We start from the raw sequence: 14,951 nt of genomic DNA on the forward strand, positions 1-14,951 counted from the left end.
TTTAAAGTGAGTAATCACTCATTTTATAATTAGGGGGTATTTTTAATGGATCCTGTCATTCAGATTAATCAGGTAAGCAAGAGCTTTGGAAAAAAGAATGTCTTATCCAAGATTGATTTATCCATCCATTCCGGGCAAATCTATGGCCTAATCGGCCCTTCAGGCTCTGGGAAGACTACATTAATAAAAATTATTGTTGGCATGGACTCTACATCAACAGGTACTGTTCATGTATTAAATACGACAATGCCTAATCTTAATATTCTACAAAGGATTGGCTATATGGCTCAATCTGATGCACTTTATCCTGAACTAACAGGAGAGGAAAACATGGTTTTCTTTGCTTCTTTGTTTAAATTAAAAAAGGCAGAATTAAAGCAACGAATTGCCTATGCAGCTAGATTAGTAGACCTTACATCTCATCTCTCCAAAAAAGTGGGAGCTTATTCCGGAGGTATGAAACGGAGACTATCTCTTGCTATCGCTTTAGTTCATAACCCTGAAATACTCATTCTGGATGAACCGACAGTTGGAATTGATCCAGAGCTAAGACTCTCGATATGGAATGAGCTAGCCAATTTAAAAAAAGCTGGAAAGACCATTCTCGTCACCACACATGTCATGGACGAGGCGGAAAAATGTGATTGTCTAGCAATGGTTCGAGATGGAGAGATCCTTGCCACTGGCTCACCTTCAGAATTAATGAAGATGTACAAAGTAAATCAAATAGAGGCAGTATTTTTAAAGGCTGGGGGGAGAAGAAATGAAAATATCAGCATTAATTAAAAGGATCTGCCGGCAAATGATACGAGATAAGCGTACATTAGCATTAATGATGATTGCACCTCTCATCATTCTTACACTTGTTCACTTTCTATTTACTAATGATTCAACTAAAAAAATGACAATTGGTGTAACAAACATGGATCCTTCTTTCATCCAACAGCTTAAAAAGAATGACATCCAAATAAAAAAATATACATCACTAAATGAGAAGACACTAATCAATGAGGATTTAGATGGCATGATTCAAATGGACCATAATCATGCTACCTTGCTGTTAAAAAACGCAGACCCATCATCAGCCAAAGCATTACAAATGAAAATTCAACAACTATTTACTTTAGAAATGAAGATGAAGCAGGCAAATGAAGTATCTAATGCTTCGTTACAGAGCCCGGATATAAATATTTCTTATGTATATGGAAATAAAAATACGAGCTTTTTTGATGTACTAAGTCCCATTCTCGTTGGATTCTTTGTCTTTTTCTTCGTTTTCCTTATTTCCGGAATTGCCCTTTTAAGGGAGCGAACAACAGGTACGTTAGAAAGATTAGTGGCAACACCTATCAAACGAAGTGAAATTGTCCTCGGTTATTTATTTGGATATGGCATCTTTGCTATTATTCAGACCGTTATTATTGTGTTGTATGCAACAAAAATTTTAGATATAACACTGATAGGCTCTATCTGGAATGTACTGCTGATAAATTTATTGTTAGCCCTTGTTGCATTATCATTAGGGACTTTACTATCTGCATTTGCCAATACAGAGTTTCAAATGATGCAATTTATTCCTGTTATTGTTATTCCACAAGTATTTTTCGCAGGAATTTTACCGGTTGAAGGAATGGCTAATTGGCTCCAAGCAGTCGCAAAAATTATGCCTATGTATTACGGTGGAGATGCTTTACGAAGTATTATGTATATGGGAAAGGGCTTTAGTGATATACGTACAGATTTATTAATACTTTTTGGATTTGCTCTTCTCTTTGTCGTTTTAAACGTGTTTGCTTTAAAAAAGTATCGTAAAATATAAAGGATGAGTATTTTCGACATGATCGAATAGATCGGAGTGGTTTCATGCCTGAAAAAGAGGATATTTTTGAAATGCTTTTTGAAAACCAAGAAAACATGACAGAAAAACAAAAGAAAATTCTTGAAGCTGCGGTTGAAATTTTTTCTGAAAAAGGATATTCGGGTACTTCAACTAGTGAAATTGCCAAAAAAGCCGGCGTAGCGGAGGGAACAATTTTTCGCCATTATAAGACAAAAAAAGATTTATTGCTATCGATTATTGCACCAACAATGGCTAAATTTATGGCACCACTTTTTATTCGTGATTTTAACAAGGTCCTATTATCTGAACATCAAAGCCTGGAAGACTTTCTAAGAGCGGTCATCATTAACAGAATGGAATATGCAAAAAAACATTTGCCATCCATAAAGATCCTCATACAGGAAATCCCTTTCCATGCTGAATTACGAGGACAATTTAAAGAACATGTCATGAATAAAGTATATGAGCGTTTGAAAGTTATTGTGGATGCCTATCAAAAGAAAGGAGAAATGATACAGTTACCGCCACCATCGGCCATTAGATTGATTGCATCATCTATCCTCGGATTTGTGATCGGACGATATTTAATGTTTCCCGAAGCAGACTGGGATGATGAACTAGAAGTTGAAAGAACGATTCAGTTTATTTTACATGGTTTGTCGGTCAAGCAAGAGGAGTGTTAGTACACTCCTCCTCTTTATTTCAACACATTCAATGCTTGATATATAGCCCTGCCCACTCCATCTTCATTGTTCGATGTCGTATGATTTGGAATGATGTTTTTTATTTCCTGCTCAGCATTCCCCATTGCAACAGGATGTCCCACCTTTTGCAGCATAGATAAATCGTTAAAGTTATCTCCCATTGCCATCGTTTCCTCTAAGGTAATCCCTTTTTCTTTTACAAATGCTTCGAGTGCTATCCCTTTCTGTGCATGAATATCATTAATTTCCAGGTTATCTTGTGCCGAAGATGTTACTTTAATCTTTTCGATTCGTTTTAATGATTCACTCGCTTTTTCTAGAAGCTCATGATCCTTTGAAAAAACAATAATTTTATAAATGATATATTCAGGGTCAGAGAATATCACTCCATAGTCCTGAATCGATTGGATGAAGCCTCCAGCAAAGTGTTCCTCAACAGTTGAACGAATTTCGTTTATATCTTTTTCCGGATTCGCCGTTTTGTATATATCCACGATTACACTTATACTTCGTTCATAATCCTCTGTAAACTTCCCTTTATTTGTATATATTTCGAAATAGATGCCTATTTGATTAAGAGCCTTCCCAATCTCTTGGGCAACCTCTCCATCAATCCCAGCTGTTTGCGTAATTTCCCCATGTTCATTTCTGATTTCAGCACCATTAACTGCAATAATAGGGCATTTAATGCCTGATTCCTCTAATATATAATGGGCTTCCTCATAGGATCGACCAGTAGCAATGACCACTTCAATCCCTTGTTGTTTAGCATATGAAATAGCTTCACGATTGAGCTGGCTAATTTCTTGATTTGAATTTAATAGTGTACCATCCATGTCGGATGCAATACATCGGATCATAAAGATATCTTCCTTTCTATCCGAATTCTCATGTATTTCCATATTGTATCATTGCTTACAATTCCATTCAAATAAATGATTTGCATGGAATTAAGAAGGAAATCCCACATATTGGGTAGAATATTTAGAAAATATAAAAATATCATTTCGAGTGAGGTGACTCATAAATACCTAACTAGATCTTATTTTATCAAAGGGAGGAATGACTAGATTGAAGGGAATCATTAACTTTTCCAATCATATTATGCAACGCTATTTACCTGATCCCTATTTATTTGTTGTCCTACTAACCTTTGTCGTGTTTATTTTAGGACTCATTTTTACAGGTAGTTCCCCGATTGAGATGGTACAATTTTGGGGAGAGGGTTTTTGGGAATTGCTCGATTTTTCAATGCAAATGGTTTTGGTCCTTGTAACTGGCCATGTTTTAGCAAGTAGTCCATTATTTAATAAAATATTAGGTGGGCTAGCAACCACTGCAAAATCACCGGGGTCAGCTATTATTATTGTCACCGTCGTCTCAATCATTGCCAGTTGGATTAATTGGGGATTTGGTTTAGTCATTGGAGCACTATTTGCTAAAGAGCTAGCTAAAAGAGTTAAAGATGTAGATTATCGCCTCTTAATTGCAAGCGCTTACTCTGGTTTCCTTGTGTGGCATGGTGGTATTTCTGGATCGATACCATTATCAATCGCAACGGACAAACATCCTTTTGAAAGCCAAATGGGGATTATATCTACAAGTGAAACTATTTTTTCTACGTATAATATCGCTATTGTTCTTGCCCTTTTTATTATTCTACCATTATTAAATCGCTTTATGATGCCGTCTAAAGACAAAACGATTACCGTTGACCCAGCCATTCTTGATGATGCAACAAGTATGCATGCAGCTTCTATTGAGAAAGATAGCATAACTCCGGCTACTAGATTAGAAAATAGTTTTATTGTTTCTCTTATTATAGGAATTTTAGGTTTAATCTTCATTAGTTATTACATTATTACCCATGGATTTCAATTAAATTTAAATATTGTTAACTTTACTTTTTTATTTCTAGGGATACTCTGTCATTGGACACCAAAGCGCTTTTTGGATGCCGTTGCAAACGCGGTTAAAGGAGCAGCTGGAATCATCATTCAATTTCCTTTTTATGCAGGGATAATGGGAATGATGACAGCTTCTGGTCTTGCAGCAGTTATGTCAGAAGCATTTGTATCCATTTCCAATGATTTTACATTCTATTGCTTTGCTTTTCTTAGTGGTGGTTTGGTAAATTTCTTTGTTCCTTCTGGAGGAGGACAATGGGCGGTTCAAGCCCCTATTATGTTGGATGCTGCTCAATCAATGGGAGCTTCATTGTCTAAAACAGCAATGGCGATTGCATGGGGGGATGCATGGACCAATATGATTCAACCATTCTGGGCATTGCCAGCACTTGCTATTGCTGGATTAAAAGCAAAGGATATTATGGGGTTCTGTGTCATTATTCTAATCGTAAGTGGAGTGATTATTAGTTTAGGAATGTTATTTTTATAAATGCTAAAAAAAGTGATGTCTGAGGAAAATTTCATTCAGACATCCACTTTTTATTCATTTACTCTTTTGTAAATAAGCTCTAATCATAAAAAAGCTAATTTCGTCTGGTAATAATTCTTTAATAGGAGTTAACCTTTCTGAGTTAGCTTCTTTCACTGCCTCTGCAATTAGCGGTTCAAACTGTGTAGGAATAAATTGTTCCCAATCAATGGACAATCCTTCATCTGCACATTTCATTACATGCCCTTCAATCGTTCTTTCAGTCATTTGTCTTTGGGCAGCAATTTGCTCTAGCGACATTCCCTTCTTAAGGAAAGAATAGGTAGCATGATGACTCTTTTCCTTTTCTTCCTGTGGCTTCAATTCATTACTATTGACAGAACTATGATTTTGTCCTAAATCAATATGATTTTGTTCACAATAGGAAAGAATGGTTGAAAGGACAGATTCCCCATACATCTCAAGCTTTCTTTCTCCTACACCCTTTATTTGTAATAATGAACTTGGAGTTGTAGGTAATTTTGCACTCATTTCTTTTAATGCTTGGTCTGAAAAAATAATATATGGAGGTACCTTCTCTTGTTCAGCAATTTCCCTCCGCAGCATTCTCAATTGCTCAAATAGTTGATTATCCTCAATTATTTGTTTCACCTTTATTTTTTCTTTTCTTAGTACCTTTATCTCCCCACGAAGAACATCAACGGCTAAGTTAGTTAGCATTAGAACAGGATACTGACCATCAGTTGGGCGTAAATAACCTTCTGCTGTTAAATAATCAATCAACTCATTCACATCTTTTTGAGTTCGATCTCTCATAATTCCATAAGTGGTTAATTGGTTAAAACCAAAGCTAATAATCTTTTTGTCTGCTGATCCTGTAAGGACTTTCGTAACAAAGGTTTTGCCAAATTTTTCATTCATTCTTTTTATACAGGATAATACCATCTGTGCTTCCTTCGTTATATCCACTTGGGATCGATCATCTGTACAGTTGCCACATTTTTGACATTCCCCTGCATTTTCCTCACCAAAATAATCTAAGATATATTGTTGAAAACATGATTCCGTATGACAGTAACTAACCATCTTCCGAAGCTTTGCATACTCATATTCCTTGCGTTCCCCTTCCATTTCAGACTGATCAATTAGAAACTTTTGAATATGAACATCTTGAGGAGCAAACATTAATATGCATTCACTCTCTACCCCGTCACGACCAGCACGCCCTGCCTCCTGATAGTAAGCTTCCATATTTCTCGGAATATGATAATGGATCACATATCGTACATTCGATTTATTGATTCCCATACCAAATGCACTTGTTGCAACCATGATACTTATATTATCGTAAAGAAATTGTTCTTGATATTCATTCCGCTGGTTTTCCGTCATTCCAGCATGATATTTACCAATAGATATTCCCTTTTTCTTTAGTTGAAGATAGATTCGTTCTACCTCTTTTCTAGTCGCAGCATAGATGATCCCAGCTTGTCCGCTGTTTTTCCTAATATACTCCTCGATAAAAACATCACGATCCTGTCCCTTAACAACTTTAAATAGTAAATTCTCTCTCCCAAAACCTGTAAGAACGACATGATTTAAAGGGATATCGAGTAACTCACAAATATCCTCCTTAACATTTGGTGTTGCTGTAGCCGTTAAAGCCAAAATAACAGGCTTTGGTTGAATCCCATTAATAAACTTTTTAATTGAGAGATAGCTAGGACGGAAATCATGACCCCACTGAGAAATACAATGTGCTTCATCTATAGCTATTAATGACACATTCATTTTCTTGATTAATTCAACAAAGGAAGGTGCTTCTAACCTTTCAGGAGCCAAGTACAGTAATTTATACTTACCTGCTTCAATCGCCTGTATCCGTTCATACATTTCACTTCCACTAATCGAACTATTAATAAATGTTGCTGGTATACCCGCATTATTTAATGCATCTACCTGATCCTTCATCAATGAAATTAGCGGAGAAATAACAATCGTAATTCCTGGTAACATGAGAGCTGGAACCTGATAGCAAATTGACTTTCCTCCGCCGGTGGGCATGATTGCAACAGTATCTTTCCCTGAAAGTACCTGTTCGATAATTGTACTTTGTCCATTTCGAAATTCATCATATCCATAATAGGTCTGAAGAATTTCCTTCGCATGATTAAGCAAAATAAAACCTCCTTTTCATCATTACTTTATTTTTATTGGAATATTTATTAGAGGTATAAAAAACGAAGTAGAGATTTGCGGTAATGTTGATAGGCTATAAAGGAACATTATCTTTAGGACTTTCTACTATTTTAGCATAAAAAGCGATTCGGAATGTATGTAAGATACATGCTAAACGGTGAAAAAAGAAGAGAACGGTTTTCACCGTCCCCGCCTATTTTAATTTGATTTTTAGCTTGTCTAACATATCTATAGTCATTTTTTCAAGATTATAATCCGCTTTAAAACCCCATTCTTCCTTAGCAGCTGATGCATCTATGGAATTTGGCCAACTATCTGCAATTGCTTGTCTTGCAGGATCTACTTGATAGCTCATTTCAAAATGAGGTATATGCTTTTTAATTTCTGTAGCGATTTCCTCCGGAACAAAGCTCATTGCCGTAATATTAAAGGCATTTCTATGTTTTAATTTACTTGGATCTGCTTCCATTAAATCAATAATCGCTTGTAAGGCATCCGGCATATACATCATGTCCATGTATGTACCTTTATCAATATAAGAAGTATAACTCTGATTTTTGATCGCCTCATAATAGATTTCAACGGCATAGTCAGTTGTTCCGCCGCCTGGTTCCGCTACATAAGAGATTAGCCCAGGAAAACGTACACCTCTTGTATCCACCCCAAATTTAGTATAGTAGTAATCACATAGAAGTTCGCCTGAAACCTTATTTACTCCATACATGGTCGTTGGTCGTTGAATGGTATCCTGTGGTGTTTGATCCTTTGGTGTAGTTGGACCAAAGGCACCAATAGAGCTTGGAGTGAAAAACTGACAATTTAGTTCTCTAGCTGTTTCGAGTGCATTCACCAAACCACCCATATTTAAATTCCATGCTAATAATGGCTTCTTTTCTGCAGTTGCTGATAAGAGAGCGGCTAAATGGACAATCGTATCCACTTCATATTTCTTTGCTAGTTCATACATCTTTGCTCCATCTGTTACATCAAGTATTTCAAAGGGACCTGATGTTACAACCTCACTGCCATTATCCCTTATATCTGTAGCAATGACATGGTCTGAACCATATATACCTCTCATTTTTGTTACTAACTCACTGCCGATTTGTCCTAATGAACCGGTCACAAGTATCTTTTTCACACGAATTCCTCCTGTAAATGCTGCCCATTCTAGTTGATAAATCCTGTGAGCTGTTTTCTAATGTTTTTCAAAGGCTTTTTTCTCAGTCATTGTTGCTATTAAAGTAAAGCTTTAAATAATAACTATCGGTTGAAGAGGGCCACACCTTTTATTTCACAGAGAAAAGAGCCGCAAACTTCATTAGACCGCTGAATCCTATATTAGGTGTAAAAGCCGGTTGTTTGGCTTTTACAGAAACAACAAACTAGACGATAACACCCTTTTCAAAAAACAGCTCATTTATAGAAATTAATACACTTAAATTAGACCCATTTCCTTTCCAACCTTTTCATAAATCGAAATTGCCTTATCTAGCATTTCTTTCGTATGTGCAGCAGTCGGCATATTCCGTACACGTCCAGTACCTTTTGGAACAGTTGGGAATACGATTGATTTCGCATATACCCCTTCTTCAATCAGACGTTTACTGAATGTTTGTGTTGCTTTTTCATCTCCTATAATGCATGGAGTAATTGGTGTTTCACTGTCCCCTATATTAAATCCAAGTTGTTTTAATCCTTTTTTCAAGTAATTTCCGTTTTCCCATAGACGATCATTTAATTCAGTTGAACTCATTAGAATTTCAATCGCCTTCGTAGCTGCTACAGCATCTGCAGGAGTAACCGCCGTTGAAAACAAAAATGGACGAGAACGTACTTTTAACCAATCGATAAGATTTTTCTTACCTGCAACATAGCCACCAACAACACCAATTGCCTTAGAAAGTGTTCCAATTTGAAAATCAATTTTATCGGCAAGGCCAAACTGTTTTACCGTACCTGCACCTTTTCCAGTCACACCTGAACCATGAGCATCATCGACATAGGTAATTAAATCAAATTCTTCTGCGATTTCAATAATCCCTGGAAGATTCGCAATATCCCCGTCCATCGAAAATACACCATCAGTAATGACCATGATTTTATTATATAAACCAGATTCCTTCGCTTCCTTGGCTTTTTTTCTAAGGTCATCCATATCTGAATGGTTCACGCGAATAATTTTTGCCTTAGACAAACGGCAGCCGTCAATAATCGAAGCGTGGTTTAGTTCATCAGATAAAATCGCATCATTTTTATCCATAACAGCAGAAATTGCAGCCATATTACAATTAAAACCAGATTGATAAGCAATAGCAGCTTCCGTTCCTTTAAATTCTGCTAATTTTTTTTCTAATTGAATATGCAAGTCTAAGGTTCCATTGATTGTACGAACGGCTCCTGCCCCTACACCCCAATCTTTAATCGCTTCAACGGCTACTTCTTTTAAGCGGTTATCAGTAGCTAATCCTAAGTAGTTATTGGATGAAAGATTGATAAGTTCTTTTCCCTTAATTTTAATTACTGGGCCATTTGCACTTTCGACAACATCAATTTCATTGTAAAGCCCTTTGTCTCTTAAATCCTCGAGATTTTCATTTAAAAAGCGATCTAATGCGTTACTTGACATATTCAATCCCTCCATTTTTATGTAAACGTTTTACAAACACATGTCCTCCAGAAAAAGACAATATTCAATTATAAATCCTCTTATAGCAGCATTTTATCACATATACAAAAAAATGTTTATATGTAGAGGACATTTTTTATTAACTATTTTACCTTTCATTTAGTATTCCATAATAAAAAGGATTAGAAACGAAATTCTAATCCTTTTGCTCCTTTACTTTAATTTAATTTTTATTTTTTCTCGCAAAAAATTGATTGCATCTCTTGTTTCATCTAAATACGTAACCGTTTCATCATACGCCTGTGATGCTACACACATAAAAAGAATATCAATCACATGCAATTGCGCAATTCGTGATGAGGTTGCCCCGCTCCTGAAAGTGGGTTCTCGTGTAGCGGAGGTATATAATCTAATTTTCGCCTGATCACCTACAATGGACGTTCCGTATTTTGTTAAACTAATGGTTTTAGCCCCCTGCTTATTGGCCAATTCAAGTAGCTTTGCAACCTCAAATGTTTTTCCAGAAAACGAAATACCAAACACTACATCATTTTCTTGGCAGTTCGCCACCAAGGTCGCTGCCATATGAATATCAGAAAATGCAGTGGCATTTTTGTTTATCCGCAAAAATTTCTGTTGAGCATCTTGAGCAATAATACTAGATGCACCTACACCAAAGAAGTGTATATTATTTGCTTTTTGCAGATCCTCTACAGCCTTTGATAGTTCATCAATACTAAGCAGCTCTGCTGTTTCTTTAATCGTTTGAATACTATTACTTGTCATTTTCTCAATAATATTAAACTTCGATTCATTTGGTTCAATATCTCTGAAACCATTCTCACCCGTTTTTTGTAAATCGCCAGCAATTCGTAACTTCAAATCCTGAAAACCTTTTAAATCTAGGGATTTACATAGTCTAATAACAGCTGCACTACTTGTTAGACTATTTTTCCCTAATTCACTCGCAGTCATCGTGATCGATTCTTGAGGGTTTTCTAATATATAAGAAGCAATTTTCCTTTCGGACGGAGGTAGCTTTGAAAGCATTTCCGAAAGCATCGCTAAACCTCCAGTTGTAACTGTCATATACCATCATCTCTTTCGAACATTCTATTTACTATGTCATTTTATATCTATTTTAAGATATATATGTCAATATAAATAGCTATTTAAGATCTTATTAAAATAAATTTTAAAGAGTTTTCTTCATCACATGAAATTTTCGGGTAATTTCAAATCCTGTTTTTCGATATAAATAACCCGCCGAACTTTTCTCTCCGGTCCATAAAAACCATGCTCCATGTAGTCCCTCAGAGCGCATTAGGGTTAAACATTCATGCAAGAGAACCTTCCCCAATCCCTTACCTTGCTGTTCAGGATCAACTCCAAAGGGGCCAAATCGATCGGCTACCCCTTCATATCCTCCATAGATACAGAATCCAACTATCTTTTTCTCATGCCTAGCAACTAATATTCGATTTAATGGAAGACCTTGCAATATTCCCTCACGAATTGCTCTTCCCCAATCAGGATTAAATTTCTCATTTGCAAACTGAATGACTTCAAATAAATCTTTATCTTCAGCTGTAGAAAAAACATATCCTTCCGATTCCCTTAGACTTTTTAATGTATTCACATCCTGAGGTTTCTCATAACCAACTAAATTTCTATCCATAGCTACAGGCGAATATAATGTCTCAAATCCTAAACTTTGTAAAAGCTTATATGCATTAGGGTATTCGCTTTCATCAATTCCAGGTAATATATAGTTTGGTGCATAGGAGGAGAAGAATACATTTCTTCTCCCTTTCGTTTTCAAAAATAATATAGCATCCTCCAATAATTTCCTGCCAATTCCTGAATGTCGATATGATGGATGGACGAAAAAGAAGGTGATCCACCCATTGTCTTGTTCCAAGTCAGTACCATGCATAGGTAATATTCTCCGAACTGCATAAGCAGAACCAACCAGTTGGTTCTGATCAAAAGCAAGTTTTAACCCTTCAGGATCAAAATTAGCATCTAATAAAACTAAATTTCTAAATCTAATTTGATTAATCGGGTCTGTGACTAAACACTTGTTCCAAAGTTGTACAATTGACTTTTCGTCGCCTGGTCGATAATCATTGTAGCTAATCATGATATGTCCTCCTTAACAAAAAAGACCACTACTAATATAGTAAATACGCTTGTTTCCTCTTATTAAAATCCTCAAGATCTTTACGACAATTATCCACAAAGTCCTGTATTGTACCTTGTAATATGTGATTTCTTACCTTTCTAGTTCCCGCAATTAAATCAAAAAAATACCTATTTTTCTCTTTGTCCTGCTTAAACTCAAATTCATTAGGGTGCAGTTGGGCGATTATTTCAAGTAAGGTCAAGCCAGCAGATAGGGAATGCAGTTGGTAACGATCGACAATATGTAACTGCACGCCCTCACAAATCTCGTTCTTATACTTTTGATACGTAGGCATAAAGGAAACTGGCCGCGCTAGTATTCCAGGTATGTTTCTCTCATTGAAAGCTTTCGCTAGACGATAACCCTCAATAAAAGGAGCACCAATATATTCAAAAGGTTTCGTCGTACCCCTTCCTTCCGATAAATTCGTCCCCTCAATTAAGCACGTACCTGGATACAGAATACTCATATCAATACCAGTTGAATTTGGTGATGGCGGTACCCAAAAAAGACCTGTTTCATCAAAATACATATCACGATGCCAATCCTCCATAGGGATAACAGTTAGTTCACACTTGATTCCAAACTCATATTTATAGAGTTGAGCAATCTCCCCTACCGTCATCCCATGTCTATTTGGAATGGGATATAGACCTACAAATGATCGCAAATCTTCCTCTACTAAATTTCCTTCTGTCGCTATACCTGAAATTGGATTCGGTCTGTCGAGTACAACAAAATGCTTCCCATTCTCTGCACATGCCTCCATTACATAAGCCATTGTATAGATATAGGTATAATACCTGGCACCTATATCCTGCAAATCAAATACAATTACATCAACAGGATCAAGCATTTCCTTACTTGGCTTTCGATGCTCTCCATATAGGCTATATACTGGCAGATTGGTGTACGGATCAATAGAGGATTCTATTTTTTCTCCTTCTTTCATATCACCTCTAATTCCATGCTCTGGACCGTACAATGCGGTTAAATGAATGTCAGAATGCTCATAAAATAAATCAATAGTTGGAATTAGAGAACTATCCACCCCAGTCATATTTGTCACTAATCCTATCCTCTGTCCTTGGAACTTTTGGATATAATCCTCTAAAAATACCGTTACACCCAATTTCATATAATCAACACATCCTTTTACTTCATACCGTTTGCTCAATTCTACTTTTTTCTATAATCGTTTCTTTTTTCTTATCAAGCTCCAAGTTCCTTGTTGCATTTAATACAAAAACGGCTAGCATTCCGATGAAGAGTAAAAAGAAACCTATAACTGTAAAACTAATCAATACGGTAATGCATAAAATTTGTATAAAAAGACCAATGGTGTACCAAGTGTGCCCCATAAACTCTTTAATCGATTGATTCATAGCTGCTAACATCTTACAATCTTTAAGGACTAACATTGGAATCGCATAAACCTGGGTTGCAAGAAATGTTAAGCATAAATACGTCTGAAAGACACTAAAGATAAAAATAAAATAACTATGATTGATAGTGAAGTAATACCACCATTCAGATAATGGAATAAGAACAGCTAAGCTATAAACCAATCCTAATAGAAATGCTCTTCTGTAATAACGTAGAAATGACTTTAAAAACATACCGAACTTATACTTTTTGCCTTCTAATACATGATGCATGACTGCATATGCTGCAGTTGTCGAGGGAATAAAGGTTAAGATAAGAAAGACAATTGCCCATTGAATAGGGAGTAGAAAAATGGCAGGAACGATAAATAAAGACCAACATATACTAACCCCCAGCACTGTAAGGATATTTAAAAATATTTGATGTCCTGTTTTTTTCAGAAGTTTGCTGATTGATAACATATAAATGATCACCGTTCCTTTTCCATTAAAATATTTTCCTAAATTCTTACTTGTGTAGTTGGGTCGAATAGATGCATCTTTTCGAGATTAAAGAATAGTTCAACTTTCGTCAGACCAGTAAGCTTTGCATCCGCACTTACTCTGCCTGTAACCTGATCATCACCAACACTAAAGTAAAATAGCAATTCCGCTCCGAGATGCTCGACCACCTTTAATGTTCGTTGGACAATATTTGTCTCTGGTTGATAACTTAATAGATTAGTAGAAAGAATATCCTCAGGTCGAATCCCTAAGATCACCTCTTTACCTTGATACTTTTTGTACTTTTCTAGCTTTTCTGTAGGTATTGTGAAAGTACAATCAGCAGCAATTAATTTATTTCCATCTAATCTACATTTTATAAAGTTCATTGGGGGTGAACCAATAAAACCTGCAACAAACATATTATTAGGATTCTCATATAATTCTTCAGGTGCAGCAATTTGTTGAATTTCTCCTTGATTCATGACTACTATTCTTTGACCTAGTGTCATCGCTTCTACTTGATCATGTGTTACATATATAACAGTTGCCCCTAATCTTTTATGTAATTCCGAAAGCTCTACACGCATTTGTACCCGTAATTTAGCGTCTAAATTACTTAATGGTTCATCAAATAAAAATACACTAGGATTACGGACAATGGCTCTTCCAACAGCAATACGCTGCTTTTGTCCACCACTTAATTCACGTGGTTTTCTATCTAATAAATTTTCGATGCTTAAAATAGCTGCTGCCTCATTGATTTTTTTCTCTATTTCAGCCTTAGGAGTTTTTAAATTTTTTAATCCAAAGGCTAAGTTTTCCTTTATTGTCATATGCGGATAGAGTGCATAATCCTGGAATACCATCGCTATATCTCTATCCTTTGGATGAACCTTATTCACTAGTCGATTTCCAATATAGATATCTCCACTAGATTGCCTTTCCAATCCAGCTATCATTCGTAAGGAAGTAGTTTTCCCACAACCAGATGGACCAACGAATACAAGAAATTCTTTATCTTTAACAGTAAAATTCGCATCATTTACTGCGCGAACTTTCCCCTTTCTTTCATCCTCAAATTCTTTTACCACATTAATAAATTTTACTTCTGCCATAGAAATTCCCC

13 protein-coding genes are annotated in these 14,951 nt (G+C 36.0%); 4 read left to right on the forward strand and 9 right to left on the reverse strand.

The window, feature by feature from the left end; translation table 11 throughout:
- Window positions 1-45: 45 nt before the first annotated feature.
- The 3 genes from MHI39_RS25310 to MHI39_RS25320 are packed head-to-tail and all read left to right on the forward strand — an operon-like array spanning window position 46 to window position 2,523.
- Window positions 46-786 carry an ABC transporter ATP-binding protein gene (locus tag MHI39_RS25310; protein ID WP_058005747.1) on the forward strand — a complete coding sequence of 247 codons (741 nt, stop codon included), beginning with the start codon at window positions 46-48 and terminating at the stop codon, window positions 784-786.
- Window positions 764-1,819 carry an ABC transporter permease gene (locus MHI39_RS25315; RefSeq protein WP_058005746.1) on the forward strand — a complete coding sequence of 352 codons (1,056 nt, stop codon included), beginning with the start codon at window positions 764-766 and terminating at the stop codon, window positions 1,817-1,819. Before MHI39_RS25310 ends, MHI39_RS25315 begins: the two co-directional genes overlap by 23 nt.
- A 44-nt stretch (window positions 1,820-1,863) precedes the next feature.
- Entirely contained in the window at window positions 1,864-2,523 is a 660-nt protein-coding gene (locus MHI39_RS25320; RefSeq protein WP_058005745.1) for a TetR/AcrR family transcriptional regulator, read from the forward strand.
- 14 nt (window positions 2,524-2,537) lie between these two features.
- Here the strand turns inward: MHI39_RS25320 and MHI39_RS25325 are convergent, their stop codons facing one another.
- A complete protein-coding gene (locus MHI39_RS25325; RefSeq protein ID WP_058005744.1) occupies window positions 2,538-3,404 on the reverse strand; it encodes a Cof-type HAD-IIB family hydrolase in 867 nt (288 codons plus the stop codon).
- Between the two features lie 211 nt (window positions 3,405-3,615).
- Here MHI39_RS25325 and MHI39_RS25330 point away from each other — a divergent pair, with 211 nt between their 5' ends.
- Entirely contained in the window at window positions 3,616-4,941 is a 1,326-nt protein-coding gene (locus tag MHI39_RS25330; protein WP_180212350.1) for a short-chain fatty acid transporter, read from the forward strand.
- A gap of 54 nt (window positions 4,942-4,995) precedes the next feature.
- Here the strand turns inward: MHI39_RS25330 and recQ are convergent, their stop codons facing one another.
- From recQ to ugpC, 8 genes are all read right to left on the reverse strand, one after another.
- Complete coding sequence (recQ, locus tag MHI39_RS25335; protein WP_180212316.1) at window positions 4,996-7,119, reverse strand: DNA helicase RecQ; 2,124 nt, start codon at window positions 7,117-7,119, stop codon at window positions 4,996-4,998.
- A 214-nt stretch (window positions 7,120-7,333) separates the two neighbouring features.
- Complete coding sequence (locus tag MHI39_RS25340; protein ID WP_278891064.1) at window positions 7,334-8,281, reverse strand: L-threonine 3-dehydrogenase; 948 nt, start codon at window positions 8,279-8,281, stop codon at window positions 7,334-7,336.
- Between the two features lie 297 nt (window positions 8,282-8,578).
- Window positions 8,579-9,769, reverse strand: a complete 1,191-nt coding sequence (locus MHI39_RS25345; protein WP_058005740.1) for a glycine C-acetyltransferase — start codon at window positions 9,767-9,769, stop codon at window positions 8,579-8,581.
- A 213-nt stretch (window positions 9,770-9,982) separates the two neighbouring features.
- Window positions 9,983-10,858 (reverse strand): MurR/RpiR family transcriptional regulator, encoded by an 876-nt coding sequence (locus MHI39_RS25350; RefSeq protein WP_058005739.1) that lies wholly within the window; start codon window positions 10,856-10,858, stop codon window positions 9,983-9,985.
- A gap of 106 nt (window positions 10,859-10,964) precedes the next feature.
- Entirely contained in the window at window positions 10,965-11,912 is a 948-nt protein-coding gene (locus MHI39_RS25355; protein ID WP_058005738.1) for a GNAT family N-acetyltransferase, read from the reverse strand.
- 31 nt (window positions 11,913-11,943) lie between these two features.
- Window positions 11,944-13,092: a DUF1343 domain-containing protein gene (locus MHI39_RS25360; protein ID WP_058005737.1), complete on the reverse strand. Its 1,149-nt coding sequence runs from the start codon at window positions 13,090-13,092 to the stop codon at window positions 11,944-11,946.
- A 22-nt stretch (window positions 13,093-13,114) separates the two neighbouring features.
- Entirely contained in the window at window positions 13,115-13,813 is a 699-nt protein-coding gene (locus tag MHI39_RS25365) for a DUF624 domain-containing protein (protein WP_260838993.1), read from the reverse strand.
- 26 nt (window positions 13,814-13,839) lie between these two features.
- Window positions 13,840-14,940 carry a sn-glycerol-3-phosphate ABC transporter ATP-binding protein UgpC gene (gene ugpC / locus MHI39_RS25370; RefSeq protein WP_058005735.1) on the reverse strand — a complete coding sequence of 367 codons (1,101 nt, stop codon included), beginning with the start codon at window positions 14,938-14,940 and terminating at the stop codon, window positions 13,840-13,842.
- Between the last annotated feature and the right edge of the window lie 11 nt (window positions 14,941-14,951).

The sequence above is a fragment of the Heyndrickxia sp. FSL K6-6286 genome, from assembly GCF_038630395.1.
Classification (GTDB): Bacteria; Bacillota; Bacilli; order Bacillales; family Bacillaceae_C; genus Heyndrickxia; species Heyndrickxia oleronia.

Bases quoted from the DNA above. Each gene is read 5' to 3' on its own strand.
- MHI39_RS25310 (WP_058005747.1), top strand. From the start codon at position 46: ATGGATCCTGTCATTCAGATTAATCAGGTAAGCAAGAGCTTTGGAAAA.
- MHI39_RS25360 (WP_058005737.1), bottom strand. From the start codon at position 13,092: ATGAAATTGGGTGTAACGGTATTTTTAGAGGATTATATCCAAAAGTTC.
- MHI39_RS25315 (WP_058005746.1), top strand. From the start codon at position 764: ATGAAAATATCAGCATTAATTAAAAGGATCTGCCGGCAAATGATACGA.
- MHI39_RS25345 (WP_058005740.1), bottom strand. From the start codon at position 9,769: ATGTCAAGTAACGCATTAGATCGCTTTTTAAATGAAAATCTCGAGGAT.
- MHI39_RS25355 (WP_058005738.1), bottom strand. From the start codon at position 11,912: ATGATTAGCTACAATGATTATCGACCAGGCGACGAAAAGTCAATTGTA.
- MHI39_RS25325 (WP_058005744.1), bottom strand. From the start codon at position 3,404: ATGATCCGATGTATTGCATCCGACATGGATGGTACACTATTAAATTCA.
- ugpC (WP_058005735.1), bottom strand. From the start codon at position 14,940: ATGGCAGAAGTAAAATTTATTAATGTGGTAAAAGAATTTGAGGATGAA.
- MHI39_RS25350 (WP_058005739.1), bottom strand. From the start codon at position 10,858: ATGACAGTTACAACTGGAGGTTTAGCGATGCTTTCGGAAATGCTTTCA.
- MHI39_RS25320 (WP_058005745.1), top strand. From the start codon at position 1,864: ATGCCTGAAAAAGAGGATATTTTTGAAATGCTTTTTGAAAACCAAGAA.